Source organism: Bacillus sp. FSL K6-0972 (assembly GCF_037976035.1).
GTDB lineage: Bacteria > Bacillota > Bacilli > Bacillales > Bacillaceae > Bacillus > Bacillus haynesii.
The window spans coordinates 4,195,746-4,222,289 of the sequence record NZ_CP150260.1 but is presented as its reverse complement, the minus strand read 5'-3'; the positions used below and the strand labels follow the sequence as shown (position 1 = coordinate 4,222,289).

Genomic DNA, 26,544 nt, shown 5'->3' with positions numbered 1-26,544 from the left:
ATCCGATGGGCTTCCTCATTTCCTACAGCTCAACCTTGTAGAGCGTTTGCCGCTGTCCGCCGCCCGGGCCGCCTCTTGTGCCCTGCTGTGCGGAGCTGTCTGTACTGTTCGTTGTAATCCTGTATTGGTCAGACGAAATTTCGGTTCCGTTTTCTTTGATCCAGGAGACGAGCTCACTGTTGCCTGAGTTGTCGTCGCTGATCAGAAAGTATTTTACTTTTCCTTCTTTGACGAGGTTTTTCAGTTCACTGACCGACAGGATCGGATCAGTGCCGTTGAAGCCTCCGAGCGCCATGACATTTTCGTCGGCATTGATGATATATGGGGCTGCGGTTACTGTTGTCAATGTCGCGAACAGGTACTCTTCGCCCGTATGATGTTCCCGGAGGTATGTGAGCAGCCCTGTGTCCACGTCCGAGCTGAACATTCCGCCTCCGTTGGAGCGTTGCAGCTGAGGCCCTGATTCAGGAAGAACGCTGTTTCCTCCGTAAAGGATCGGTGTTGCCGACCAATAGACCGGTGCCAAAAGAAGCACGCACAAGCTGATGATGGTGAGCTGCTTTCCGAATGGATGAATTCGCTTTAGCATCAGTAAGGCGATGGTGACACCCAGCCCCACGATTCCCATGACATACATCCAGGCGCTGCCGATTTGGTTTGTATAAGCGCTTAAAATGTACACTTGGAATGCTGCTGTCGTCAGAACGGCTGCCGGCAGCAGATAGCTTGCCCAGTCTTTGTGATTTTTGTAAAGGCCGTACATCGCGTACCATCCGATTCCTGACAACGCGGCGATCGGCGGCGCCAGCATAATCAAGTAGTAGTGGTGGAAGAAACCGGCGATGCTGAAGAAACCGGCAACAGGAACGAGCCATGCAGCCCAAAAGATTGTTTCTTTCATTTCGCCTGTTTTTTCGCGGCTGCGGAACCAGCTGATAATCATGCCGAGCAGTCCGAATAATGCGAATGGAAGCATCCAGCTGATTTGGCCCGATAAAGCCGATTGGAAGAGCCGCAGCGGTCCTGCGTCACCGGTGCCGAACATGTTCATGCTTTGTCCGCCGCCTTGACCTCCGCCCGGTCCGCCTCCGGTTGGCGGATGACTGCTGCCGTTTGCCCCTTGAGAACTGCCGTCGGTCGCACCACCCGCGGCCGGCGGCTGCATTGCACCGTTTTGTCCATTGGAGCCGCCGGACGAACTGTTTCCGTCTTGAGTTTGCGTATTGCCGTTGGTCATGCTGCCCGTGCTCGGCGGATGCATCATGCCATTTTGTCCATTGGAGCCGTTGGACGAACTGTTTCCGTTCTGAGCTTGCGCATTGCCATTCGGCTGCTGCATGTCTCCTCCAAAACCGTTCATATCGCCGCGGGCGTTGCCCGTCGTCTGGCCGAGCAGCCGCTCAGTGCCGTTGTAGCCGAAAGCCAGTTCAAGCACGGAGTTGGTTTGGCTGCTTCCGACATACGGGCGGCTGTCGGCTGATGTATAGTCGACAGCAAGCGCCCAAGAAAGTGAAACGCCGGTGAGAACAATAAGCGATAAAACTGCCGACACGATTTTTTTCTTCCACTTCGCATGCGCCGCGATGAGATAAAACAGCAAGAACGCGGGAAGCACCATGAATGCCTGAAGCATCTTCATATTGAACCCGAGGCCAATGAGGCCAAATGCAGCGAGAAGCCAGGTCAGCCTGCCTTGTTTGACCGCCTTCATCAGGCACCATGTACCAAGAAGGAGCGTGAAGACGAGCATGCTGTCAATATTATTCGTCCGGCTTACGGCTACCGCGATCGGCGTCAGCGCCATCACCAGCGCAGAAATACGGGCGGCGCCTTTTCCGAATTTCGGCTTAATCAGTGCGTAAAGCAGATAGACGGAACCCGCTCCTGCAAGCGCCTGCGGCAAAATCACACTCCACGTATGCACGCCGAAGATTTTCGCAAATATGGTCTGAATCCATAAAACGAGGGGCGGCTTATCTACTGATACGAATCCGGAAGAGTCAAATGACGCGAAGAAGAAATTGTGGAAGCTTTGCGTCATGCTTTTGACTGCAGCCAAGTAATACTGGTTGGCGGCATCGTCCTGCCAAATGTTATATGTATTCAGAATAAGAGCTGCCAACAAAATAAGAACCAGAATGACATCAAGTTGTTTGTTTTTTATTTTCATCATCACTTTCACCTCTTTATGTTCCCTATTCTAGAAGAAAAATATGAACAAGTTATGAATAAAAAGAGAACAATCTTTTTTTGTTTGAATGGAAAAAAATAAATATTTTTTGGAAAAAGGTGTGTACTTTTTTATTTTTGCGCTGTATACTGTACTACAACAGAAACATAAAACATAAAACTGTTCTATAAAAAGGAGAGTGACACAAATGAGCTTGAAAAGTCCGATGGAATTTTTCAGAACGCTTCCCAAAAAAACTTGCCCTGAATGCGGCGAAAAGATGGAGGAGCAGGCTGAATCTTACTTTATGGAATGCGAGCGCTGTCTTTCCAAAAAAGGCGAGTAAGCAAACTGTTTTATAACAAAGCATGTAAAGGGGTAGGGAGACATGAAAACAGAGGAGAAGAGAATTCACATAACCGGATCGATGAATCCGCAGTATGAAGAGATTTTGACAAAAGAAGCGCTGCAGTTTATCGGACGTCTTGAGCGTCATTTCGGGGGAAGAAGGCGGGAATTGCTGCATTTGCGGACGATCAGGCAGGCTGAAATTGATCAAGGGAAGAATCCCGGTTTTTTGGCGGAAACAAAGCATATCCGCGAGTCGGACTGGACAGTCGCGCCGCTCCCTCCGGATTTGGAGGACCGCAGGGTTGAAATCACCGGCCCGGTCGACAGAAAAATGGTCATCAATGCTTTAAATTCAGGAGCCAAAGTCTTTATGGCCGACTTTGAAGATGCGAACTCGCCGACTTGGAAAAACTGCGTTGAAGGGCAGGTTAATTTGCGGGACGCGGTCCGCGGGACGATTTCTTTTACGAATGAACAGGGCAAACGCTATGAGCTGAAAAAAAACCCCGCCGTCATCATTGTAAGACCGAGGGGATGGCACTTGGAAGAGAAGCATGTGCTGATCGGCGGCAAGCCCGTGTCAGCAAGCCTGTTCGATTTTGGCCTTTATTTTTTCCATAACGCAAAAGAGCTGATCAAAAAAGGAAGCGGCCCTTATTTCTACCTTCCAAAAATCGAAAACCATCTGGAAGCAAGACTGTGGAACGACGTATTTGTTTATGCTCAAAACGACTTGCGCATTCCGCAGGGCACGATTAAAGCGACGGTTCTCATTGAAACGATCCTGGCGGCTTTTGAAATGGATGAAATCCTCTATGAATTGAAGGAGCATTCAGCGGGACTTAACTGCGGCAGGTGGGATTATATTTTCAGCTTTATTAAGAAATTCAGGAACAGGGATGAAGTCATTCTTCCAGACCGCTCAGCCGTGACGATGACGGTTCCCAACATGAGAGCCTACTCCCTCTTGGCAATTCAAACGTGTCATAAACGCAGCGTCCATGCGATCGGGGGAATGGCGGCGCAAATTCCCGCTAAAGACAAACCAGAGATCAATGAAGCCGCATTTGCCAAAATCCGCGAAGATAAGGAACGTGAAGTAAAAGACGGCCATGACGGAACATGGATCGCGCATCCCGGCATGATTCAAACGGCGCTCGATGTATTCAATCAGCATATGCCGTCGGCGAACCAGATTCATAGAAAGCGGGAAGACGTAAAGGTCGAGGAAAAAGACTTGCTGGAAGTACCGAAAGGCCGGATTACAGAAGCAGGCGTCCGTACCAATATCAGCGCCGGCATCCGCTATTTAGCTTCATGGCTGTCGGGCAGAGGCGCCGCTCCGATCGACCACTTAATGGAGGACGCTGCAACCGCGGAGATATCCAGAGCCCAGCTTTGGCAATGGATTCGCCATCCGAAAGGATTTCTTGACGATGGCCGGAAAGTGACCGCCGGAATGGTCAAGATGATGAAAGAGGAAGAAATGCAGAAAATCTTCGAAGCAGCCGGCATGGAACGTTTTCGGAACGGCCGGTACGAAGAGGCCGGACAGTTATTTGAACAGTTGATTTTGGATGATGAATTCGCGGAGTTTCTAACGATACCCGCTTATGAAAAAATGTGATGGGGGAATGTGCGATGCTGAAAGAAAAACAACTCGCAGAAAGCTGGGAGCATGAAGAACGCTGGAAAGGGATCACAAGGCCGTATGAGGCGGCTGACGTCATTCGGCTGAGGGGCACGCTCGAGATTGAATACACGATTGCAAGGCGTGGCGCCGAAAAGCTGTGGAAGCTTCTCCACACAGAGGATTTCGTCCCGGCTCTGGGCGCTTTGACCGGAAACCAAGCCATGCAGCAAGTAAAAGCCGGATTGAAAGCGATTTATTTAAGCGGCTGGCAGGTGGCTGCCGATGCCAATATGTCAGGGAGCATGTATCCCGACCAAAGCCTTTATCCGGCAAACAGCGTGCCGGAAGTCGTCAAGAAAATCAACCGCACGCTGCAGCGCGCAGATCAAATCCATCATATGGAAGGGGAAGAAGACATCGATTGGTTTGCTCCGATTGTGGCCGACGCTGAAGCAGGCTTCGGCGGGCAGCTGAATGTGTTCGAGCTGATGAAAAGCATGATTGAAGCCGGCGCCGCAGGGGTTCACTTTGAAGATCAGCTGTCGTCTGAGAAAAAGTGCGGGCATTTGGGCGGAAAAGTGCTGCTTCCGACGCAAACGGCGGTGCGTAATTTGATTGCGGCGCGCCTCGCCGCAGACGTGATGGGAGTCCCGACTATTCTTATTGCCCGCACGGACGCGAATGCGGCCGACCTGATCACAAGCGACGTCGATTCATATGATGCGCCGTTTTTGACGGGAGAGCGAACAGCGGAAGGGTTCTTCAAAACAAAGCCGGGCCTTGATCAGGCGATTGCCAGAGGCTTGGCGTATGCACCGTATGCCGATTTGATCTGGTGTGAAACGTCTGAGCCGAATATTGAAGAAGCCCGCCGGTTTGCACAGGCGATCCATGAAAAATTCCCGGGCAAACTGCTCGCCTACAACTGTTCCCCTTCGTTCAACTGGAAGGCCAAACTGGATGACAACACGATCTTGAACTTCCAGAAACAGCTCAGTGAAATGGGCTATAAATTTCAATTTGTCACACTGGCAGGCTTCCACGCCTTAAATCACGGCATGTTTGAATTGGCCCGCCAATATAAGCACCGCGGAATGGCGGCGTACTCTGATCTGCAGCAGGCCGAGTTTGCCAGCGAAGTCCACGGCTATACGGCGACAAGGCATCAGCGCGAAGTCGGAACGAGCTACTTTGATGAAGTCGCCCAGGTTGTGACAGGCGGGACTTCATCAACCACTGCACTGAAGGGGTCAACTGAAGCGGAACAGTTTCAATCATAAAAACGTGAAAAAGCCGCCCGTCATTGGGCGGCTTGCTTGTTGTCTATCAAGTTAGCAATTGACATCATTGGAAGGGGCGGTAAAAGGGTTTTCCCTAATAACAGTCAGTGTCTGATGATTCTTGTTGTTTCTTTTGGCCGGCCGGTTGTCTTTGCTGAAAGAATAGAACAAATACACAGCCATTGTCAAAATCAAGATAAACATCATCATAAATATCCCCTCCAAATTTTTTTGTCTTCACTATATTAGACGAACAAGCTCGGGAAATGTTTCAGAAAATTAACATTTTTCCATAAATATTTTTGATCGCTGCATCTTCTGTATGAAACCCGGCGGTTCTATACAACAATAAACTGAAAAAACTTAGGTTGACATGATAACCATTGATGTGTAGAGTAAAAGTTAATGTAATAGGAAGTCCACTAGGGGAGCCGTAAGCCGGCTGAGACAAGAAGCGATCTTGGACCCTTTGAACCTGATCTAGTTCATACTAGCGTAGGGAAGTGGAGCCGGTGTCTTTATGATTTCATCATACCAAGGCCGCTCCATTTTGGGGCGGCTTTTTTGTATATAAAGCCGCTTGCCCCCCTGTGCCTTCCTTATAAAACCGATTGCTAAGGAGGCTATCTACATGAGTTTTTCCGCAGAACTTCGCCGCGAGGCAGACCCTATTTTTGAAGCCATTTTTGAGCATCCGTTTGTATTGGGGCTGGCGTCCGGGAGGCTGAAAAAGGAGCAGCTTATTCATTATGTAAAGCAAGATTACGAGTATTTGAACGCCTTTATTCAAATCTACGGAATTGCGATTTCCAAGTGTCAAAACCGAAAAGACATGGAGATGTTTCATGAGCAGATTTCGTTTGTATTAAACAGCGAAGTGCATCCGCACAACAACCTGTGCCGGGCCGCGGGGGTGGAGTATGAATCTCTGCAGGGATATCCGCTTGCGCCTTCTGCCCATCATTATATCCGCCATATGCTGACGGCGGCGCACGAAGGTACGCTGGGAGAGATATTAGCCGTCTTGCTGCCTTGTCCGTGGACATATTGGGAGATCGGAAAAAAACTGATGATAGATGTTCAGCCTGATCCATCCCATCCATTTTATGACTGGATCTGTTTTTACGGAAACAGAACCGATTCAATCACGACAAAGTTTTGCGCTCGCCTGGATGAATGGGCCGAAACAGCGGGAAAGGCTGAAAAAGAAAAAATGAAGGAGCTCTTTTTGCAAAGCTGTCAGCTTGAATACGGGTTTTGGGAGATGGCTTATACGGTTGAAGATTGGCCTGTTGAAATGGAGGCGGTGAGACGATGAATTGGAGCATGAAAGAAGTCGTCATGACAGTCATCTTGTCCGTTGCATGCGGCGTCATTTATTTAGGGTGGTCCACCTTGTGGATCCCTGTTTCAGCTATTGTCGGGCCCGTCGGAGCGAACTTTATGTTCGGCATTTGGGTGATCGCCAGCCCGATTGTCGCTTATATCATCCGTAAACCGGGTGCGGCGCTGATTGCCGAGACGGCAGCTGCTGCGGTCGAACTGCTGACCGGCAGCCACTTTGGGTTGTCAGCATTATTAATCGGTGTGTTCCAGGGAGCCGGTGCGGAAATCGCGTTTGCGATTTTTCGCTATAAGCGTTATAACTTGTTTACCCTTATGCTTTCCGGTGCGCTTGCCGCGGTCGGGAGCATGACATACAGCCTGATGGCGAACGGTTTTGCCTACTATACGACGCAAACGCTGATCTTGACGCTTATCATCCAAATCATCAGCGGCATTGTACTCGGCGGCTGGCTGGCAAAAGCCGTTGTCGAAGCGCTTGCGAAAACAGGAGTCCTGAACCAGTATGAGATCATGAAGGAACACCGGAAGAAGGATGATGCCGATGCGTTCATTTCTCGGATGCAATAACCTTTCCGTCCGTTTTTATCATCGTCCTGAACCTGTCTTGGACCGGGTCTCGCTGTCGATTGGGCAGGGAGAAAAAGTGCTGATACTCGGGCCGAGCGGAAGCGGCAAATCGACGCTGTTGTCCGTGCTTTCCGGCATTATTCCTGAACATATCGAAGCTGAAGTCAGCGGCGAAGTCAACCGCAGAAAGAGCGCCGGCGTTATGTTTCAGGACCCGGATTCGCAGTTCTGCATGCTTCATGTCAATGAGGAAATCGCTTTTAGCCTTGAAAACCGGTCCGTCCCCCCAAAAGATATGGACGGTATCATCTCGGAGCTGATGGAGCTGGTCGGATTAAAGATAGATAAGAAAACGCCGATCGAAACCTTGTCAGGCGGTATGAAGCAGAGGCTGGCATTAGCGTGCCTGCTCGCTTTGGAGCCTGAAGTGCTGTTTTTTGATGAGCCGACGGCGCAGCTGGACCCGGCCAGCCGGAAAGACATCTTTGCCTTGCTCCGTGACGTTTCCCGAAAAAACGGACAGACGATGGTGTTCGTCGAACACGTGCTGGACGGCTGTATCGAGTGGATGGACCGCGTCATTCTTTTCAATGGAAAGGGACAGATCATCGCTGACGGAAAGCCGGAAGAAATCGTGAAACATTTTCAGCCGGAAATGAAAGCGGCAGGTATCTGGCAGCCGAAACTGTACCCTGCGGTATGGGAAGATGTCATCACACAAGATGATCATCCGCTCGCCGTCAAGCTCTCTTCTACATTGAAAATGAAAGAGGAGGGGGCGAAAAACAGGCCTGCAGACAGGGACATATTGATCCGCGCAGAGGACGCAGCGATCGGATATCGGAAAAAGATCGTGGCCGACGGCATAACCCTTGAGATTCCAAGGGGTGAATGGATTTCGGTCATCGGCGAGAACGGCAGCGGAAAGAGTACGTTTTTAAAAAGCCTGATCAGGCTTGAAGCGGTCAAAAAAGGGCGCATTTATCTGGAGGACCGGGAGCTGAAGAAATCGTCCGACCGTACGCTCTATGAGAAGGCCGGCTTTGTCTTTCAAAACCCCGAGCTTCAATTTATTCGGGACACGGTGTTTGACGAGATCGCGTTCGGTGCGAGACAGCGGGGCTGGCCGGAGGATCAGGTCGAAAGGAAAACAGCTGAATTGCTGCAGGAATTCGGGCTTGATGCTCATCAAAAAGCGCATCCCTTTACATTAAGCCTCGGGCAGAAACGACGTTTAAGCGTTGCGACGATGCTTTTGTTTGACCAGGATTTGCTGCTGCTTGACGAGCCGACATTCGGTCAGGACGAAAAGACGGCGAAAGAATTGATCAAGCGGTTAAAGGAGCGGCAGGAACGGGGAACGACGATTGTGATGGTGACGCATGACATGGACATCGTCGACGAGCATTCCGGCGAGGTCATCGTATTTCATCAAGGGAAAGCGGCATATCAAGGAACGCCGTATCAATTGTTCTCTGATCAAGACCTGGTCCGCCGCTTTTCATTAATACCGCCTCTTCACTACCGGCTCATGCACGAAAGAAAGGAGAGGGTTCCCGTATGAAAAGCAATGGTTCACTTCTTTCGGCATTGAACCCGAGCGCCAAGCTCTTTTCCCACCTCCTGGTCATGTGCATTCTCATGTTTGTTTCAAATCCGAAACCGACTTTTTTCATTTGGCTGTTTGCGGTTGTCATCGGAATTTTTTTCGGGGGATGGACTTTGTCTTATTTGAGTAAACGGCTATTGCCTTATCTCGTCTTTTTTATTCTTGTCTTTTGGATGATGGCTGCTTTCGGAAAAGGCGAAGAAACGATTTGGGAATGGGCCTGGTTCCGCGTCACCGAGGAAAGCGTCGGCAATGGGCTGACAATCGCGCTGCGGATGCTCGGCTTTGTCACATACGGTCTCTTGTTTACGTCAACAACCGATTTGACCCAGTTTATTATGAGCCTGATTCATCAATGCAGACTGTCGCCTAAGTGGGCCTATGGCTTGTTGGCCGGCTTTCGTTTTGTCCCGCTTTTTCAGTCGGAGCTTTCGCAAATGAAAGCAGCGCATAAAATCAGGGGCTATAAGCAAAAAAACAGCTGGAAGGCGTTTATTCGCTATGCACTGCCGTTGTTTTCGCAAGGCATCCGCAAATCGGAAAGAATCGCTGTTGCCATGGAAGCGAGAGGGTTTACCGGTACAAATGACCGCACCTACTATCAAACAGCGCGGCTTTCCGTTAAAGACTTCGTTTATTTTGCGGGTCTGGCGTCAGTCGCAGCGGGGATTTTGCTCATTTTTTAAGAGGATTTTTTCAGGGCCGCATTGCGGCTCTTTTTTTATAAATCGGGCACTGACGGGCATTCTGTAAAATGTAAACATTTCGGACGTTGACTGAAACATATTGACCTAGACCAAAAAGGTTGTACAATCAATGTGTACCATATGAAAAAAGAAGGATAAAAAATCCCCTTAAAAGATGGGAGTGGCGCGATGTGAAAATTGCCAAAGTGATCAACAACAATGTGATCAGTGTTTTAAATGAACAGGGTCAGGAATTAGTGGTCATGGGCAGGGGAATCGCTTTTCAAAAAAAGCCTGGCGAAGCGGTGGATGAATCCAGAATCGAGAAGATTTTCAGGCTTGATAATAAAGATGTATCAGAAAGGTTTAAGACGCTGTTGGACGAAATTCCGATCGAATTTATGGAAATGTCTGAAGAAATTATCTCTTATGCGAAATTAAAGCTCGGCAAAAAGCTGAATGACAGCATTTATGTCTCGCTGACCGACCATATTCATTTCGCCGTCGAACGGCATAAAAAGGGCCTGGATATTAAAAACGCCCTGCTTTGGGAGACGAAACGGCTGTATAAAGATGAGTTCGCCATTGGCAAAGAGGCGCTGGCCATCATTGAAAAGAAGACGGGGACAGCTCTTCCGGAGGATGAAGCCGCCTTTATCGCGCTCCATATCGTAAACGCCGAGCTGAATGAAGAAATGCCGAACATCGTCAATATTACGAAAGTCATGCAGGAGATTTTAAGCATCGTCAAATATCACTTTCATATCGACTTTGACGAAGAATCGCTTCACTATTACCGCTTCATTACCCATTTGAAATTTTTCGCGCAGCGGCTGTTCAGCGGAACCTATATGGAAAGCAGGGACGACTTTTTATTTGAAACCGTCAAAAATAAGTATCGTGATGCTTATGTGTGTACAAATAAAATCAGGCAGTACATCGAAAAAGAATACGGTCATCAGCTGACAAACGAAGAGCTTCTGTATTTGACGATTCATATCGAGCGGGTCGTTCATCAAAAATAGAGGATGATACTAATATGAAAGCGTTGACAATTGGATAAATGTATGCTACTTTTTACTTACATCAATTTATACAGGTTGTTAGGATTGTTACTGATGATGCAGGCAAAACCTAAATGACTGTGAAGCGGGACTCTTATGCCCTTGTTTTTCACAGTGATTTAGGTTTTTTTATTTTCATGATGTCTTAAAACGGGATTGTTACTGTTCGGCAGGCAAAACCTAAACTAAGCCTTCTTTGTGCAGGCTTTAGTTTAGGTTTTTTATTTTTTAACAGCTTGATAGGGCTTTAGGAGAGACAGGAGATGATCAACGATGGATATTCAATCAGTGGCAAAAAAAATTCTGGCGCGCGTCGGCGGGGAGAAGAATGTTGTATCGCTAGTCCATTGCGCGACAAGGCTCCGCTTCAAACTGAAAGACCGTTCCAAAGCAGACAGGGAAGCGCTTGAAAATACGGATGGCGTGGTAACCGTGGTGGAGAGCGGCGGACAATTTCAAGTCGTTATCGGCAATAATGTTCCTGAGGTCTATAAAGAAATCGGCCGGATCTCTCAACTGTTGGAAGGTTCTGCGGCCGATCACAGTCAAAAAGAAAAAGGAAGCCTTGCCGGTAGATTGGTAGATGTCGTATCCAGCATTTTCACTCCGCTGCTCGGCGTCATGGCGGGAGCGGGGATTTTAAAAGGCCTGCTTTTGATTTGTACAAACGCCGGCTGGCTCTCGCCGGAAGAGACGACATATACGATTCTTTACGCGGCAGCCGACAGCCTGTTTTATTTCCTGCCTTTGCTGCTCGCCGTTACGGCCGCCAAAAAATTCGGAGCGAACCCGTTCATAGCGCTGACGATTGCCGGGGCGCTGATCTATCCAACGATACTCGAACTGAAAAACAGCGGCGCCCAGACAGAGTTTTTCGGCATTCCGGTCGTCTTGATGAATTATACGTCTACCGTTATCCCGATTATCCTTGCGGTATTTGTGATGAGCTATCTTGAAAGATTATGTATGCGCTTTATTCATGAAAGCGTGAAAAACTTTATTACCCCATTAATCTGCCTGACGGTGATGGTGCCGTTAACCTTGATCGTATTCGGACCGCTCGGCGTTTACACAGGGAACGGGATCGCGGCTGCGATTTTGTCCGTTTTTGATCTCAGCCCGATTCTGGCAGGAGCGATTATCGCGGCCTTATGGCAAATCCTTGTCATCTTCGGCATTCACTGGGGGATCGTCCCTGTCATTTTGAACAACATTGCTGTCCACGGCAAGGACTACATCAAGCCGGCGACGGCAGCCGCCGTGTTTGCCCAAACAGGTGCCGCATTTGGCGTCATGCTGAAGACGAAAAACAAGAAGCTGAAGGCATTGGCAGGATCAGCTGCCGTTACCGGGATATTCGGGATTACAGAGCCGGCTGTCTACGGGGTGACGCTCAGGCTGAAAAGGCCATTTGTATGCGGTGTCATCAGTGCGGCGGCAGGCGGGGCCATTATCGGATACTCCGGCAGCGTCGCCCTCGCTTCCGGCGCTCCGGGCTTGTTGACGATTCCGATTTTTTACGGACCGGGCTTTCTCGGCTTCATCATCGGAATTTCAGTTTCATTTATTTTATCGATTTTGCTCACTTACATTGTCGGCTTTGACGACCCTGTGGAGGAGACGAAAGAGCAGCCCGTTGAAAAAAGCGCCGGTGAACCAATTTACAGCCCTCTGCAAGGAGAAGTCCTGCCGTTAACAGAAGTATCAGATAAAGTGTTTGCATCGGGGGCGCTTGGAGAAGGAATCGCGGTGCTTCCGTCAAAAGGCGTTGTCGCCGCCCCTGCGGACGGCATCGTGACAACGGCATTTCCGACGGGTCACGCATACGGCATAACGTCAGAAAGCGGAGCAGAGGTTTTGATTCATATCGGAATGGACACGGTCAGACTCGATGGAAAGCACTTCAATTCTAAAGTCGTGCAGGGGCAAAAAGTGAAACGGGGTGATATACTCGCAGAATTCGATCTGGACGCTTTGAAAGAAGAAGGGTTTGACGTGAAAACGCCGATCATCGTTACAAATTCCGGTCAATACACGGATATCATTCCAACGGATCAAAAAAAGGTGAAAACTGAAGAACTGATCATCACTTTAATTTCATCACCATGGGAGGAAAAAAATCATGAAATATAAAACATTAACTCAATTCCCGGAAGATTTTTTGTGGGGCGCGTCTACTTCTGCTTATCAAGTGGAAGGCGCTTGGAATGAAGATGGAAAAGGGCCTTCTGTCATCGACGCGCGCGAAAGCTACCCAGAAGGGACAACCGATTTTAAAGTCGCAAGCGACCATTACCACCGCTATAAAGAAGATATCGCTTTGTTTGCGGAAATGGGCTTCAAAGCGTACCGTTTTTCGATTGCCTGGACGCGCATCATTCCGGACGGGGACGGCGATATTAATTCGAAGGGCATCGAATTTTACAGCCGTTTGATCGATGAGCTCCTGAAGCATGGAATCGAACCGATTGTTACGATGTACCACTTCGATTTGCCGAATGCTTTGCAGAAAAAAGGCGGCTGGTCGGACAGGGCCACGATTGATGCCTTTGAAAAGTATGCGAAGATCCTTTTTGAAAGCTACGGAGACCGCGTCAAATACTGGTTGACCATCAACGAGCAAAATATGATGATTCTCCACGGGTCTGCACTCGGTACACTCGATCCGAACTTGGAAAATCCGAAAAAAGAGCTTTATCAGCAAAACCATCACATGCTCGTCGCACAGGCGAAAGCGATCAAGCTTTGCCATGAGATGCTGCCGGAAGCAAAAATCGGTCCTGCGCCTAATATCGCGCTCATCTATCCCGCTTCTTCGAAACCGGAGGACGTGCTGGCGGCTTTTAACTATAATGCGATTCGCAACTGGCTTTACTTGGATATGGCCGTGTTCGGGCGATACAATACAACGGCATGGGCATATATGAAAGAAAAAGGCTGCACGCCGGTCATCGCCGAAGGGGATATGGACATTCTGCGGTCAGCCAAACCGGACTTTATCGCATTTAACTACTATACATCGCAAACGGCTGAAGCGAGCAGGGGTGACGGTAGCGACACGGCTGCGCGAGGCGGCGACCAGCATTTGCAGACGGGAGAAGAAGGCGTATACAGGGGAAGTAGCAATCCGCACCTAAAGAAAAACGCATTTGGCTGGGAGATCGACCCTGTCGGTTTCCGTTCGACGCTGCGCGAAATTTACGACCGCTATCAGCTACCGCTGATCGTCACTGAGAACGGCCTCGGCGCGTTTGATCAGCTTGAAGACGGAGATGTCGTAAATGACGACTACCGCATCGATTATTTAAAGGAGCATATCAAGCAAATTCAGCTGGCGATCACGGATGGAGTCGATGTTTTCGGCTACTCCCCATGGTCCGCCATCGACTTGATTTCAACCCATCAAGGCTGTTCAAAACGCTACGGATTTATTTATGTGAACCGCGATGAATTTGACTTGAAAGACTTGCGCCGCATTCGCAAAAAAAGCTTTTACTGGTATAAAGACCTGATTGCTTCAAACGGGGAAACACTCGATTAAACAAAGAAAGAGGATGTTCAGATGATCTCTGAATATCCTCTTTTTTGAATTAAAATACAGAAAATTTTAAAAATATGAATGTATCTATTTTTAAAGCGTGTTACATTCGAAACGGAATGAACAACAATCAGGAAAGGAAGAAAGAATCTATGACATTCAAAGTTGAAACACTTCCAAACTATCGTATTGCTTATATGCGCCGAGTTGGTCCGTACGGTCCTGCCAATATTGAGGTCATGGAGGCGTTAAAAAAATGGGCTAAGGAAAAAGGTCTTCTTGAGTCTGCTATTTTGTTTGCGATTCCACAGGATAACCCGGAAACAACACCTCCTGATCAGTGTAGATTTGATGCTTGTATTGTGATACCGCATGATTATCAAGTCGATGAATCAGTTTTTAAAGGCGAAATTTCTGGCGGAAAATACCTGATTTACGATGTTAAACATACAGCGGAAGACATTCAAAAAGCATATTCTGATATTTTTTCATCCCTGCAAAACAATGAATATCAATTGGACAATAGACCAATGATGGAAAAATACATGGGGGATATGGTGAACAACCCGTATTGCGAAATATGTGTACCTTTAAAATCGGTTTAATTCGTTTTTGTCAAAGGGAGGAGAGGGACAAGAAGTGATCAGCAGATCGCTTCTTGTCCAAACTTTGAATTTATTAAAAAAATACATCTACCTTTAACGAGTGTCGTGTTTAACTCGCGGACAGACAGGGTAAATCTTAAAATAGCATTCCAGATCAACTACATAGGGAATAGAAATGAGGAGGGATGACAAGTGAATAACAATGATGGCCGCGGCAACGTCAATGAGCACAGCAAGGATCAACAACTTGAACAGTACCGGTCTGACAACCGGGGCAAAAAAATGACGACGAACCAAGGTTTACGCATATCTGAAGACGAGCACTCCTTAAAAGCAGGTGCGCGCGGTCCGACGCTGATGGAGGACTTTCATTTCCGTGAAAAAATGACCCATTTTGACCATGAACGGATTCCGGAGCGCGTCGTCCATGCGAGGGGTTTTGGCGCGCATGGCTATTTCCAGGTTTACGAGCCGATGACGGAATATACGAAAGCAAAGTTTCTTCAAGATCCGTCAGTGAAAACACCGGTGTTTGTCAGGTTCTCGACTGTAGCCGGTTCCAGGGGCTCGGGTGATACCGTCCGCGATGTCAGAGGATTCGCGACAAAGTTTTATACAGAAGAAGGGAACTACGACCTTGTCGGCAACAACATCCCCGTTTTCTTCATTCAGGATGCCATCAAGTTCCCTGATCTGGTGCACGCCTTTAAGCCGGAACCGAATAACGAAATGCCGCAGGCTTCTACGGCGCACGATACGTTTTGGGACTTTGTCGCCAACAATGAAGAAACAGCTCACATGATCATGTGGGCAATGTCTGACAGGGCGATTCCGCGAAGCTACAGGATGATGGAAGGCTTCGGCGTTCATACGTTCAGGTTTGTAAATGAAGAAGGCAAGGCGCGCTTTGTTAAATTTCACTGGAAGCCCGTCCTCGGCGTCCACTCGCTCGTTTGGGACGAAGCGCAGACAATCGCCGGAAAAGATCCCGACTATCACCGCCGCGATCTGTGGGAAGCGATCGAAAGAGGCGATGAAGTGGAGTATGAGCTCGGCGTGCAAATGATTGACGAAGAAGACGAGTTCAAGTTTGACTTCGATATCCTTGACCCGACAAAGCTTTGGCCGGAAGAAATCGTCCCTGTCAAAACCATCGGCAAAATGACGCTGAATCGAAACCAGGATAACGTTTTTGCGGAAACCGAACAGGCCGCTTTCCATCCGGGCCATGTTGTGCCGGGGATCGATTTCACAAACGATCCGCTATTGCAGGGCCGGCTCTTTTCTTATACGGATACACAGCTGATCCGATTGGGAGGTCCGAACTTTCACGAAATTCCGATCAACAGGCCGGTTTGTCCGTTCCATAACAACCAGTATGACGGCTATCACAGGATGACGATTAACAAAGGGCCTGTCGCTTATCATAAAAATTCGCTTCAAAACAACGACCCGGCGCCGGCTTCAGAGGAAGAAGGCGGGTATGTGCACTACGAGGAAAAAGTCGAGGGCAAAAAAATCCGCCAGCGCAGCGAAAGCTTTAACGATCACTATTCGCAAGCGAAGCTGTTTTGGAACAGCATGTCTCCCGTTGAAAAAGAACATATCATTTCGGCGTTCCGCTTTGAAGTCGGAAAGGTCAAAAGCAAAGACGTCCGCCGCCAAGTCGTTCATATGTTTAACAGGGTTGATAGGGAGCTTGCCAAGCAAATCGCTGCGGGTGTAGGCGTAGAGCCCCCTGAAAAAGACGAAGGCTCCAATGTGACGTTCAAATCCCCTGCGCTCAGCCAGGAGAACACGGTGAAACTGCCGCAGACAAGGAACGTCGCCATTCTAGCAGAACAAGGTTTTGATGATGAGGACCTCAGCCGGGTGTTGAAAGAGTTCAAGAAAGCCGGTATCATGCCGGACATTGTCAGCTCGGCACTCGGTGTGATCAAAGGGGCCGGCGGCACAGAAATAGAAGTCGGAAACACTTTGCAGACGGTCGATTCCGTGCTGTATGATGCCGTTTATATTCCGGGCGGCCAAGAAAGCATAGAACGCCTGCAAATGCATAAAGCCGCTTCGGATTTTGTCAATGAAGCATTCGGACATTATAAAGCGATCGGAGCCGCAGGCAAAGGGATCGATCTCCTGCTGTCTGCCGCCGGGTCCCACGCGGCAGCACAGCCGGGCATTATCACCTCTCGTGATGATAAGAGCAAAGACGACTTCGGCAAAAAGCTGGTCGAAGCGATCGGCGAGCACCGCCATTGGGATAGACAAGTTTAAAAGTGAAGAGTTTCTAAGCACCCTGTGGGAAGGGTGCTTTTTTTAAATATTGAATAAAAACAATTTAGAACTTCCTGGATAAAATAATCCATGATGAAAATACAGTGATAATTTGTAATGCAACCAGTATCCGGATCACATCAATTCCTGCTAATGTGATAAAGCCCATTTGCATTCCGATGATAAGCACAAGAAGGTAAACGGATAAAGCGATCATGGAATACTGCATTCCTTTTTGTCTGATGTGTTGAGATCTTTCATCTTTTTGTTTGAATTGCGGGTAGAGATATCCTCCGGCAAAACTTAAAAAAGCTAATGTGCCAAACATTAAAAGTTCGATTAAAGATACTGAACCAGCAGCTAAGCCGAAGATCATTTTTGCAAGAAATATAAAGACAAACAATCCTCCAATGATGTAATAGATTTTTCGCAAAGCCATGACATCTCCTCCTTAATAAATAGTATTGAAACTTTTTCCACCTCATATTTAATAACCAGTGTGTGATTTTACCATTTACCCAATTATATAGTAAAGTTAGCTTTACGTAAAGCATACTTTACAAAACGAATAAAAAAACTTGCCAAATGAATGGCAAGCATAACAGATGATTGATTAAAAAGCCGGTTACCACACAAACAGCCCGACAATCCCCGCGCTCAACAGCGACACCGCTATTCCGCTGACAAGGAGTTTCCACACATTTCTTCCGATAATCGCCGATTTTTCTCCGTTAAATAAGGAATTGTATGTTCCATAGATCATCCCGATCGTACTGAAGTTGGCAAACGACGTCAAAAATGTTGTGGCCACGGCTGCTGTATGGGGTGAAATCGCGTCTAGCTGCGTTTTTAAATCCATCATCGCGACGAATTCGTTTGTGGCGAGTTTCATGCCCATCAGCTGTGCGACATACATCGCGTCACTCGGCGCCAGTCCAAGCAGGAATGCGAACGGACTGAAGATGTAAGAAAAGATTTTTTGAATCGTCAAACCGTCCATGATCAACCCCAAAATACCGTTTAAACATGAGGTTAAAGCGACATATCCGATGACCATGGCGAGAATGACGATGACCATATTCATTCCGACCATCATGCTGTTTGAAATCGTTGAGAAAAAGTCCTTTTTCTCTTCTTTTGGCGGTACGTAAATGATGTCTTCATCCTTAGTGACGTCCACAGGATTTAAAATGCTTGCTAAGATCAACGCATTTAAGCAGTTCAACGGAATCGCAGTAAATACGTATGTTGCGGGAACCATCGTTAAATAAGACCCGAGAATCGATCCGCTGATACTGCTCATGCTCATGATGCCGAACGTCAGCAGGCGGTTGTCCTTTAATACGGCCAATTGCCCGCGAATGACGGCGAGCGCTTCAGTATTGCCCAGAAACATCATTTGAATCGAAAAGAAACTTTCTAATTTAGGAAGGCGCGAGACTTTCGAAATCACCCAGCCGATCTTATCAATCATCCATGTTAAAATTCCGAAATAAGCCAGTATATCAAAAAATGTCACGACAAAGATGATCGGCAGCAAGGCGCTGAAGAAAAAGTCAACGGTTTCATTGCCCATCACGGACGGAAAGGCAAACGCGATACCGTCGCTTGCACAAGCGATCAGCCACGAAAAGAAAGAAGCGATCAGGTTGATAGCCCATCCGCCGATTTTTGTCCCAAGCATAAACCACGTCACCAAAAGCTCAACGATGAAAAGGGAGAGAATCGGCCTCCATTTTACGCTTTTCTTTTGCGGGGAACAAAAATAAATCACAGACATGACAATGAAAATGCCTAGAATGTTAATGAGAAAATACATGATGCCAACTCCCGAATGTTTTTTGAAAATAAAAAAGCTCTTACTTTTCATGGGTTCCGATAAAGAAAGCATGAAAAATAAGAGCAAATGAAAAATAGATATATTGTTTGCGCAATACACTTTTTACATGGTCAAATCTATTCAAACTTCCTTGTAGTCTGGCGATTTACGGTTGCCAGGTAGAAACAATCAGACCCTATTACTGATTATATACAAGAAGTGAGCTTCTATTATTTTGACTGTATTTTATCTCGAGATTGTGTAAAATTCAAGCTAAAAATATATTTTCACAATAATTTTTTAAATGAAGTCATGTCTAGGAGAGGGTGCAGGGCGCTTGTTGCTTAGTCTTTTAAAGCCGGCTTTTCAAGCGGGGAAAATGATTGGAGTGACGATGCACAGAACAACAGACGAAAAATGGAAGGTGATAAGATTCTTTTTATTAGAGGAGAATCGTAAGTGGATTGCGCTTTATATCTCATGATGCCGCCTATTATGGCGGTTTTTTTGTGAAACTTTATTTGAAAGTTCCCGTAAGTATGATAGATCGCTTCAGTGCTAAGGCCTCATTTCAACATACTAATGACACCGACCAAACCTTACGCAAAGAAAGAATATTAAATCAAAAGTCTTTAATTCTAATAGGTATAATTTCACGGTACTTTAGTTCGTTGAATGGAATGAAACTTTTTTGCTATGATTTTCCTATGTTTTTACAACTTGTATATATGTCCAAATTCAGAGAAAAAGAGGGATAATCAATTATGCTGTTAAAAAAGAACTATCTTCCTGTCGGCAGTGTTGTCGGCTTACATAATGATTCAAGACGTCTGCTTATCATCGGGCGGCAAATGTTTTCTGAAACAAATCACGTGATCAGAGATTATGCAGCTGTCGACTATCCAAACGGTTTTACCGATCCGAAAGAGCAGCTAGTTTTATTTAATAAACAAGATATAGAAGTTGTGTACCATTACGGATATGTAGATCAAAAAGAATTGCAGCTTGATGAGTTGCTAACAGAAGCTGAAGCAGGAAAAAACGAAAATAAGGAGCAATGACGATGGGACATTTTCGCTTCAACAAAGAACTTCCACATAAGGCTGCGGGAACCATCAGTCAGCTGGAAAACGCCTTTAGCCATGTATTTGAGAACATGGTGTTTTTTCGTGAAGAATTAGACCGGCACAGCGGAAAAGCTGCAGCAGCCCTGCAGAAAAAAATGAGCGACAACATCAACTTTTTCAGTAAAGCGAGCAGCTGTTTATTATATTTTGCAGACAGTGTGCGGTGTTTTGCAAAAGCGGTTGAACTAACGGACGAATCCGACAAACCGGCCAATGTTCAGCCGCAGTCACGCTCAGAAAGAAACCATACGTTTTCGGCTGAAAGAGTTCAAAGTGAAATTAAAGTAAACGGTGAATCGTTACACCAGGCAACCGAAAAATTTGAAACAAATCTATCCAGACTTGATGAAGTTTTGCACCATTTTGACACAATGCTCAGAGAAATGATGTATGAAACAGAGTTTCCGTGGGAAAAATTCGATGACGTCTGGTCTGAAGCAAAGTCGCACATCAAATCGATCATGACGGAGCTTAAAAAAAGAGTCAAAGAACTTTCGGCAAACGCCAAAAACATCATTAAGGAATTAAAGCGCGTCGATAACGTAATCTCACAACAACTGCAAAGAGTGAAATGATGGAAGGGAAACAGAGTTATGGCATATTATAATAGAGAGCCAGAAATCACAAACATTATCAAAAGCCATGAAAGAAGAGCAAATCGAATGCTGCAGCATGCTCAATCCAGCCGTTTGCTAGAAGCTTTTAATAAAATATGGGTATTTATTGAAGGTAACAAACTGTCAACACCTGTATCAGGCAATGTGATGACCTTTAATGTTGCAGAAATAAAATCTGAAATTAACAATTGGATAAGGGATTTAAAAGACTGTCAAGAAGCTGCCCAACGCAAGTTAAAGTCTTTAGAAGACCCATCGCCGGAAGAACAAAGCAAGCTCATCAATATTAGAAATGAAGCCGTTGTTTTAGTGAGCCGCTATGAAAGCTTAAAAAATACAATCGACCAGGTCGAACAAGATTTCACCAACGCCGTTCGCACCCACCGCGCCCCAATGCGCGAAGCTTTGACAGACATCTCAATCTTGTATAATTCAGTTAACCATGTGAAAGGCGATTTTTCGGATTATAAGAATGTTTCTGTTTATGTGCATGGGATTGAGGATAGTGGGAATGGTTTCTATACAAGCGTAAAAAATGCTGCGCAAAAGGGCGACCTTATCGTTCGTATTACAAAAAATGAAAAAAACGAATATGTTTATGAATACTATTATATTGACAAATATGGAAAAACATATAAAAAGGAAACGTATGAAGAGATAAAAGATCTTGAAATTTTTAACACAAACGGTCGTCTCCATATTGTTTATGACACAAATGAACCAAATGAACATCGCCAGGCAACAAGTGACGATTTAGCTGAAAAGCTGAATGAGATGGGGCTGATGAATGATACGACAAAGATCGATATGTTCGGCCACAGTTATGGAGGGAGAAGATCGCTGCAATTTGCGATGGATTACCCTGATCATGTACGAAGCATCACAACAATCGGAACCCCTTATGATAAAAACCTCTTAGCTACCGGGGCTAATAGAGCACGCTGGCTTGCAGACAATGCTGCTGGAAGAGATACTATGAATACGAGTGATTATTTAGATTTTAATGAAGAGAACAAAAACAATGATAATGGAAAAGACTACAGTAATGCCTACACTGATATGGACAGTGAAGCGATGACTGAAGACATTAATCATTTAAAATCTGCCAATCCTGAGGTGTATCAAAAGCTTCAGAAAATGGACATTACCGCTGCGGCGGGATACAGAACAGAGGATACTGTGAGTTTTTCCCCTTACTATACCGCAAGCGGAAAACATAAAATAAACAGTGATGATATCGTTTCAGTCGAAAGTCAACATGGTGACATATTAGGCGATCTTATTGATGAAAAGCCAGAGATTGAAGTAAAAGGTTCCGGGGTTACCAAACCTGGACATATTTATGAAGTTGAAGACTCTGAATTTGTTGACTTGATTCGAGAGGTTAACAAAAAAGAAGCAGAATAGGAGAGGCCAATGGTAAAAAAACAGTTTGTGAGTATAAGTATCGTACTGATATTTTTAATGTTAGTAACCGGTTGTGGAAAAGACGATGAAGGGGTCATCTATAAAAAGGGTTTACCAAAAGACAGTCCGGCATTTAGAGAATTTATGAGACATGAACTTGATTTAGCGACAGACGCAACTTTGAGTTATGAAAATCATACATATACGATCATGCGCAGTGATAAAAAAGGGCTACGGTATTATCAATATACGGATAAAGAACTAGAAGACTTTTACAGCCCTTTTCTTTCGGCTAAAAAATATCCTGCAGAAAAATTATATGATTTGAAAACAACTGAATTTCTAACTAAAGAAAAACTTATCCACAATAAAATAGAACGTAATCTGCCGGAAATGACATTAGACAAAAATAATGTCCTAAAAATTAAAACAAAAAGAGGAGAAAAAAAATTAGAGTTTCCATCAGCCAAAGGCAAAAAAGTACATTTGGCGTTAGCAGCTGTTAGCAAAGACAGCATGCTGATACAAGTAGAAGTATATGAAAAATTAAAAAATGGTGACTTAGGAGACAGACAAATATATTATCTTTTTTTAAAACGAGATTTTTCAAAACACAGCATTGTCAAAGAAGAGGAATTAAATGCAACAATTGAATCTGGGAAACTGAAGGAATACTTATCCGTTTTTCCAAATGTAGCGAAGAATGGAGCATATCGTAAGTTATTCGATAAATACATTTTCGATAAAAAGACGAATAAAGTCCGGAAAATTAAAGACACTGATATTCTGAGCAAAGACGGTGAGTATGTTTATATTAACGGAGCTAAAGAAAAAGAAACAAATGTAATGGCTGACGGTATTCAACAGATACAAACAGTGGATAATTATCTAAAAGGAAATGAAAAATATGAAGCTCAGTTTAAGATTGACTTCAAACAAATTGCAAAAGAGATGGATTTTAACGCGGGCGATGCGAGGATAGCTAATATTCATTATTTTAATAAGGATTATGTAGTTTTGTATATTTCCTATCATGGGAAGCCAATTGGGACAGCAGGAGCTGTTAATGTACTAATCGATTTACAAAAAAACAAAAAACAGCCAACGGCTTACTTAGTTGATTTAGGAATTGAATCATAGAGGGACTGAAGAGTTTTTATTCAGTCCTTTTCTTATTTGACAAAGGTAGGCCACAAAATTGGGACAAGCCTTCTGTAATTTTTGGAACTCAAATAAAAAGGAACATAAAGGATAGAAACACTCAATGAAAAAAAGATGGTTTATATACTTAGGCATTTTCATAATATGCTCGCTGGTGATCACCAACTGCGGAAAAGACGATGATGCATTCACATATCAAAAAGGATATCCAAAAGAAGACAGTCCGGCATTTAAAGAGTATATGAGAATTGAAAGTGGATTAGCGGGCGATGCGACGTTAAGGCATGAAAATCATAAGTATACGGTGATGCGCGGTGATAAGGGTGGGCTTCGTTATTATCAATATACAGATAAAGAGCTTCAGGATTCATATGCGGTAATTTTTTCATCTGATCAAATGTTTTACTCTCACATAAACAATAGCAGGTTTTTGGATGCCAAAGGGCCCATTCGCTATATAATAGGACGTCAGCTGCCCAAGTTGCGGTTAGATCATAAAAATATGCTGCAAGTGCAAACTGAGTTAGGCGAAAAAAAGATAAAGCTGCCTATAAAAGCAACTGCTGATTCTGAAGATATTTATCTCTATCTTTATGCTATTGATAAAAAAAACATGCTTATTGGAGTAAAGGATTATACAGGCGATGGAGATACGAAGACATATTATATATTTTTAAAACAAAATCTTTTAAAATACCAGATTGTCAATAAAGATGAATTGCCCGCAACAATCGAGTCAGGAAAACTAAATGATTACCTGTCTGTTTTTCCAAAGGTGGCGGAGGATGGATCCTATCTACACTTATTTGACAAATACATTTTCGAAAAAAAGACAAACCTAGTCAGAAAAATCAGTAAGGATGATTATTTAAGCGAAGACGGCAAATATGTATATCTCAACGGGGCTGAAGACAAGGATATCATGTCTGAAGGTGTCCAGCGCATTCAAACTGTGGAAAATTATCTAAAAAGAAATCATAAGGATGAAGTGCAATTTAATTTGGATTTTGAAAAGGCTTTTGACGGAGCAGGTTTGAAAGTGAAAAAAGTAAATTCAGCTGAAATTAAATATTTTAATAAAAATTATGTGGCTATCCAATTTTCATATGATTTCATCTGGTATGGCTCGGGATATATTGATATGCTGATTGATTTGCAGGACAAAAAACACCCGACTGCTTACTTGATCGATTAGACTTACAGTATACATTTATCATAAGAAAAAACTGCACCTCCATCGTTAGACACTATCTAACGATAGGGGGTGCAGTTCATTTTTCACCCTTGCTTCACCTTCTCCGACGCATATCCATTCGGATTCGCAGAGTGCCAGTTCCAGGCGTCGCGGATGATTGCGATCAGGCTGTTGTGCTGTGGGGTCCAGCCTAATTCTTTTCTGGCTCTGGAAGAAGAAGTGGCAAATGTTGCTTGTGAATCGATGTCCGTTTCTGTCAGCTTTGCGGCGATGAGAGGGATGCCTGTGACATATTGGGCGGCAAGGATGATTTGTTCAGCGGAGTAGCTTTCGCCATAGCTGAGATTGTAGATCCGGCTATCCTTTCCATTCCGCAAATGGCTGATGGCGAGCACGTGTGCTTCTGCCAAATCCTGCACATGAACATAATCGCGGAAGCCTGTTACGTTTTCAGGGTGATCTATGTGAACAAAAGGAAGGTGTCCGAGAGCAGTTCGCAGAACATTTGAAATGAGATGTGTTTCATTCCCCCAGTCTTCGCCGATGATGGCGGATGGGTGGGCACCGCACGGATTGAAAGAGCGGAGGATCACATATTTCAGGCCGTACGCTTTTTCCGCTTCCATCAGCATTTTCTCCATCATCCATTTGACCTTGCCGTGCGGGTGAACGGGTTCAGGTTCAGTTTCTTCCGTGACAGGGAGGTCCTGCGGACAGCCGTAGACTGCAACGCTTGAAGCGAAAACGATCCGGCTGACATCGTATTCTTTCATCACGTCAAGCAGGGTTTCCATGCCTGTCAGGTTTTCGTTGAAAGAAGAAAAAACGCTATTCGACTGTGATGGAATGGGAGATGCTGCGAAATGCATGACGGCTTCAATGTCCTCGTTTTCAAATACTTGCTTGAGAAAATGCCGGTCGCGAATGTCCCCTTTATAAAACGTAGCTTCGGGGTGAACGGCTTCCGCGTGTCCCGTCGCCAGGGAATCCACAACAACGACTTTTTCTTTTTTCTCAATTAACGTGTAAACGGCATGGGAACCGATATAACCGGCTCCCCCGACAACTAGTATGCTCATCGGAATCCCTCCTTTTGGATCTCTCGTCTTCTACATCATATGGCGCTGCGGAGCTGCCGCCCGCCGTTGTTCTTCAAATCCGTATTTGCCGTCAATGATATATAGCGGCCTGTCTTTCACCTCGTCATAAATGCGGCCGATGTATTCGCCGATTGCTCCGAGGATGATCAGAATAAATCCGCTGAACAAGCATTGCAGAATAATCATCGACGACCATCCTGTAATGGTGCTTGTCGTAAACAGCTTCATGCAGACGACGATGAAGGCATATATAAAGCCGACCGCTGACAGCGCGATTCCTGAGTAGCTTGCGAGTTTCAGCGGCTGAAAGGAAAATGAAGTGATGCCGTCGAGCGAAAGCTTCAGCATTTTTTTCAGCGGGTACTTCGTTTCCCCTGCAAGCCGTTCGTGGCGCTCGTAATAGACGGCGGTCTGCTTGAATCCGAGCCAGCTGACAAGGCCGCGGACGAACGGATTTTTTTCTTTCAGCTTGTTCATTTCATTGACCACCTTCCGGTCCATGAGCCGGAAGTCTCCCGTATCCACTGGGATATCAACGTCTGTGAGTTTTCTTAAAATACGGTAGAACATGGCGGCCGTTTGCTTTTTGAAAAATGTTTCTCCTTCGCGCTTTGTGCGGACGGCGTATACAACGTCAAAGCCTTGGCGCCATTTTTCTGCCATTTCCAAAATCAATTCAGGAGGATCCTGCAAATCGGCGTCGATCACAACGATCGCCTCGCCGGCAGCATAGTCCGTGCCGGCCGTAATCGCGATCTGATGACCGAAGTTTCTTGAGAAATTGATGCATTTTACTGCCGGGTCTGACTGAGCAAGCGACTTCAGCATGTGAATGCTGTCATCGCTTGAACCGTCGTTTACAAAAATCAGTTCATAGGGATCGCCTGTCGAGTCCATGACGGTTTTTAATCGGTCATAGGTGCTTTGAAGCACCTCCGCTTCGTTGTAGACAGGGACTACGATTGAAAATGTGACTCGTTTCTGCATGTTCATC

Annotated in this window: 23 protein-coding genes and 2 riboswitches; of the genes, 17 read left to right on the top strand and 6 right to left on the bottom strand. The window is 45.7% G+C overall.

The window, feature by feature from the left end; all coding sequences use genetic code 11:
- Positions 1-22: 22 nt before the first annotated feature.
- A complete protein-coding gene (locus MKX80_RS21440; RefSeq protein WP_339228616.1) occupies positions 23-2,164 on the bottom strand; it encodes a glycosyltransferase family 39 protein in 2,142 nt (713 codons plus the stop codon).
- Positions 2,165-2,378: 214 nt separating this feature from the next.
- On the opposite strand from MKX80_RS21440, the gene yhfH reads away from it, so the two are divergent.
- Genes yhfH through aceA form a run of 3 tightly spaced genes read left to right on the top strand, consistent with a single transcriptional unit; the run spans position 2,379 to position 5,434 of the window.
- Positions 2,379-2,516, top strand: coding sequence for a protein YhfH (yhfH, locus tag MKX80_RS21435; RefSeq protein ID WP_023856901.1), 138 nt, complete (start codon positions 2,379-2,381; stop codon positions 2,514-2,516).
- A gap of 42 nt (positions 2,517-2,558) precedes the next feature.
- Entirely contained in the window at positions 2,559-4,148 is a 1,590-nt protein-coding gene (gene aceB / locus MKX80_RS21430) for a malate synthase A (protein ID WP_268342910.1), read from the top strand.
- Positions 4,149-4,162: 14 nt separating this feature from the next.
- Positions 4,163-5,434, top strand: coding sequence for an isocitrate lyase (gene aceA / locus MKX80_RS21425; protein WP_268342911.1), 1,272 nt, complete (start codon positions 4,163-4,165; stop codon positions 5,432-5,434).
- A gap of 51 nt (positions 5,435-5,485) precedes the next feature.
- Here the strand turns inward: aceA and MKX80_RS21420 are convergent, their stop codons facing one another.
- The gene (locus MKX80_RS21420; RefSeq protein ID WP_020453503.1) at positions 5,486-5,644 is read right to left on the bottom strand and encodes a hypothetical protein; all 159 of its coding nucleotides are present in this window, start codon (positions 5,642-5,644) and stop codon (positions 5,486-5,488) included.
- 204 nt (positions 5,645-5,848) lie between these two features.
- A riboswitch (TPP riboswitch) is annotated at positions 5,849-5,953 on the top strand.
- Between the two features lie 112 nt (positions 5,954-6,065).
- Here MKX80_RS21420 and tenA point away from each other — a divergent pair.
- From tenA to MKX80_RS21375, 9 genes are all read left to right on the top strand, one after another.
- Complete coding sequence (gene tenA / locus MKX80_RS21415) at positions 6,066-6,752, top strand: thiaminase II (protein WP_268293800.1); 687 nt, start codon at positions 6,066-6,068, stop codon at positions 6,750-6,752.
- The gene (locus tag MKX80_RS21410) at positions 6,749-7,348 is read left to right on the top strand and encodes an ECF transporter S component (protein WP_182069743.1); all 600 of its coding nucleotides are present in this window, start codon (positions 6,749-6,751) and stop codon (positions 7,346-7,348) included. The genes tenA and MKX80_RS21410 overlap by 4 nt, the downstream gene beginning before the upstream one ends.
- Entirely contained in the window at positions 7,323-8,912 is a 1,590-nt protein-coding gene (locus tag MKX80_RS21405; RefSeq protein WP_268342927.1) for an ABC transporter ATP-binding protein, read from the top strand. Before MKX80_RS21410 ends, MKX80_RS21405 begins: the two co-directional genes overlap by 26 nt.
- Entirely contained in the window at positions 8,909-9,643 is a 735-nt protein-coding gene (locus tag MKX80_RS21400) for an energy-coupling factor transporter transmembrane component T (RefSeq protein WP_154997479.1), read from the top strand. Before MKX80_RS21405 ends, MKX80_RS21400 begins: the two co-directional genes overlap by 4 nt.
- Before the next feature lie 191 nt (positions 9,644-9,834).
- Entirely contained in the window at positions 9,835-10,668 is an 834-nt protein-coding gene (locus MKX80_RS21395; protein WP_023856907.1) for a PRD domain-containing protein, read from the top strand.
- A gap of 312 nt (positions 10,669-10,980) precedes the next feature.
- Entirely contained in the window at positions 10,981-12,840 is a 1,860-nt protein-coding gene (locus MKX80_RS21390; RefSeq protein WP_234112433.1) for a PTS beta-glucoside transporter subunit IIBCA, read from the top strand.
- A complete protein-coding gene (locus tag MKX80_RS21385; protein ID WP_268326705.1) occupies positions 12,830-14,248 on the top strand; it encodes a glycoside hydrolase family 1 protein in 1,419 nt (472 codons plus the stop codon). Before MKX80_RS21390 ends, MKX80_RS21385 begins: the two co-directional genes overlap by 11 nt.
- Before the next feature lie 149 nt (positions 14,249-14,397).
- Positions 14,398-14,850, top strand: a complete 453-nt coding sequence (locus MKX80_RS21380) for a GyrI-like domain-containing protein (protein WP_268293799.1) — start codon at positions 14,398-14,400, stop codon at positions 14,848-14,850.
- 192 nt (positions 14,851-15,042) lie between these two features.
- Positions 15,043-17,124: a catalase gene (locus MKX80_RS21375; RefSeq protein WP_268324988.1), complete on the top strand. Its 2,082-nt coding sequence runs from the start codon at positions 15,043-15,045 to the stop codon at positions 17,122-17,124.
- A gap of 64 nt (positions 17,125-17,188) precedes the next feature.
- Here MKX80_RS21375 and MKX80_RS21370 read toward each other — a convergent pair whose 3' ends face one another.
- Both MKX80_RS21370 and MKX80_RS21365 read right to left on the bottom strand, forming a co-directional pair.
- On the bottom strand, positions 17,189-17,563 hold the full coding sequence (locus tag MKX80_RS21370; RefSeq protein ID WP_182069755.1) for a hypothetical protein: 375 nt from the start codon (positions 17,561-17,563) through the stop codon (positions 17,189-17,191).
- A 186-nt stretch (positions 17,564-17,749) separates the two neighbouring features.
- Positions 17,750-18,943: a nucleoside transporter C-terminal domain-containing protein gene (locus MKX80_RS21365; RefSeq protein ID WP_182069757.1), complete on the bottom strand. Its 1,194-nt coding sequence runs from the start codon at positions 18,941-18,943 to the stop codon at positions 17,750-17,752.
- Between the two features lie 134 nt (positions 18,944-19,077).
- Positions 19,078-19,179, bottom strand: a riboswitch (purine riboswitch).
- A gap of 528 nt (positions 19,180-19,707) precedes the next feature.
- Here MKX80_RS21365 and MKX80_RS21360 point away from each other — a divergent pair.
- From MKX80_RS21360 to MKX80_RS21340, 5 genes are all read left to right on the top strand, one after another.
- Positions 19,708-20,004, top strand: coding sequence for a DUF4176 domain-containing protein (locus tag MKX80_RS21360; protein ID WP_020453491.1), 297 nt, complete (start codon positions 19,708-19,710; stop codon positions 20,002-20,004).
- 2 nt (positions 20,005-20,006) lie between these two features.
- A complete protein-coding gene (locus MKX80_RS21355) occupies positions 20,007-20,645 on the top strand; it encodes a hypothetical protein (protein WP_234112431.1) in 639 nt (212 codons plus the stop codon).
- Positions 20,646-20,663: 18 nt separating this feature from the next.
- Entirely contained in the window at positions 20,664-22,094 is a 1,431-nt protein-coding gene (locus MKX80_RS21350; protein ID WP_216930046.1) for an alpha/beta hydrolase, read from the top strand.
- Between the two features lie 9 nt (positions 22,095-22,103).
- Positions 22,104-23,234 carry a hypothetical protein gene (locus MKX80_RS21345; protein WP_182069763.1) on the top strand — a complete coding sequence of 377 codons (1,131 nt, stop codon included), beginning with the start codon at positions 22,104-22,106 and terminating at the stop codon, positions 23,232-23,234.
- A gap of 124 nt (positions 23,235-23,358) precedes the next feature.
- The gene (locus MKX80_RS21340) at positions 23,359-24,450 is read left to right on the top strand and encodes a hypothetical protein (protein ID WP_268342913.1); all 1,092 of its coding nucleotides are present in this window, start codon (positions 23,359-23,361) and stop codon (positions 24,448-24,450) included.
- An 83-nt stretch (positions 24,451-24,533) separates the two neighbouring features.
- Here the strand turns inward: MKX80_RS21340 and galE are convergent, their stop codons facing one another.
- Together galE and MKX80_RS21330 are read right to left on the bottom strand one after the other, a co-directional pair.
- Positions 24,534-25,529 carry a UDP-glucose 4-epimerase GalE gene (gene galE / locus MKX80_RS21335; RefSeq protein ID WP_268342914.1) on the bottom strand — a complete coding sequence of 332 codons (996 nt, stop codon included), beginning with the start codon at positions 25,527-25,529 and terminating at the stop codon, positions 24,534-24,536.
- 30 nt (positions 25,530-25,559) lie between these two features.
- Positions 25,560-26,537 (bottom strand): glycosyltransferase family 2 protein, encoded by a 978-nt coding sequence (locus tag MKX80_RS21330; protein WP_268342915.1) that lies wholly within the window; start codon positions 26,535-26,537, stop codon positions 25,560-25,562.
- Positions 26,538-26,544 lie beyond the last annotated feature (7 nt).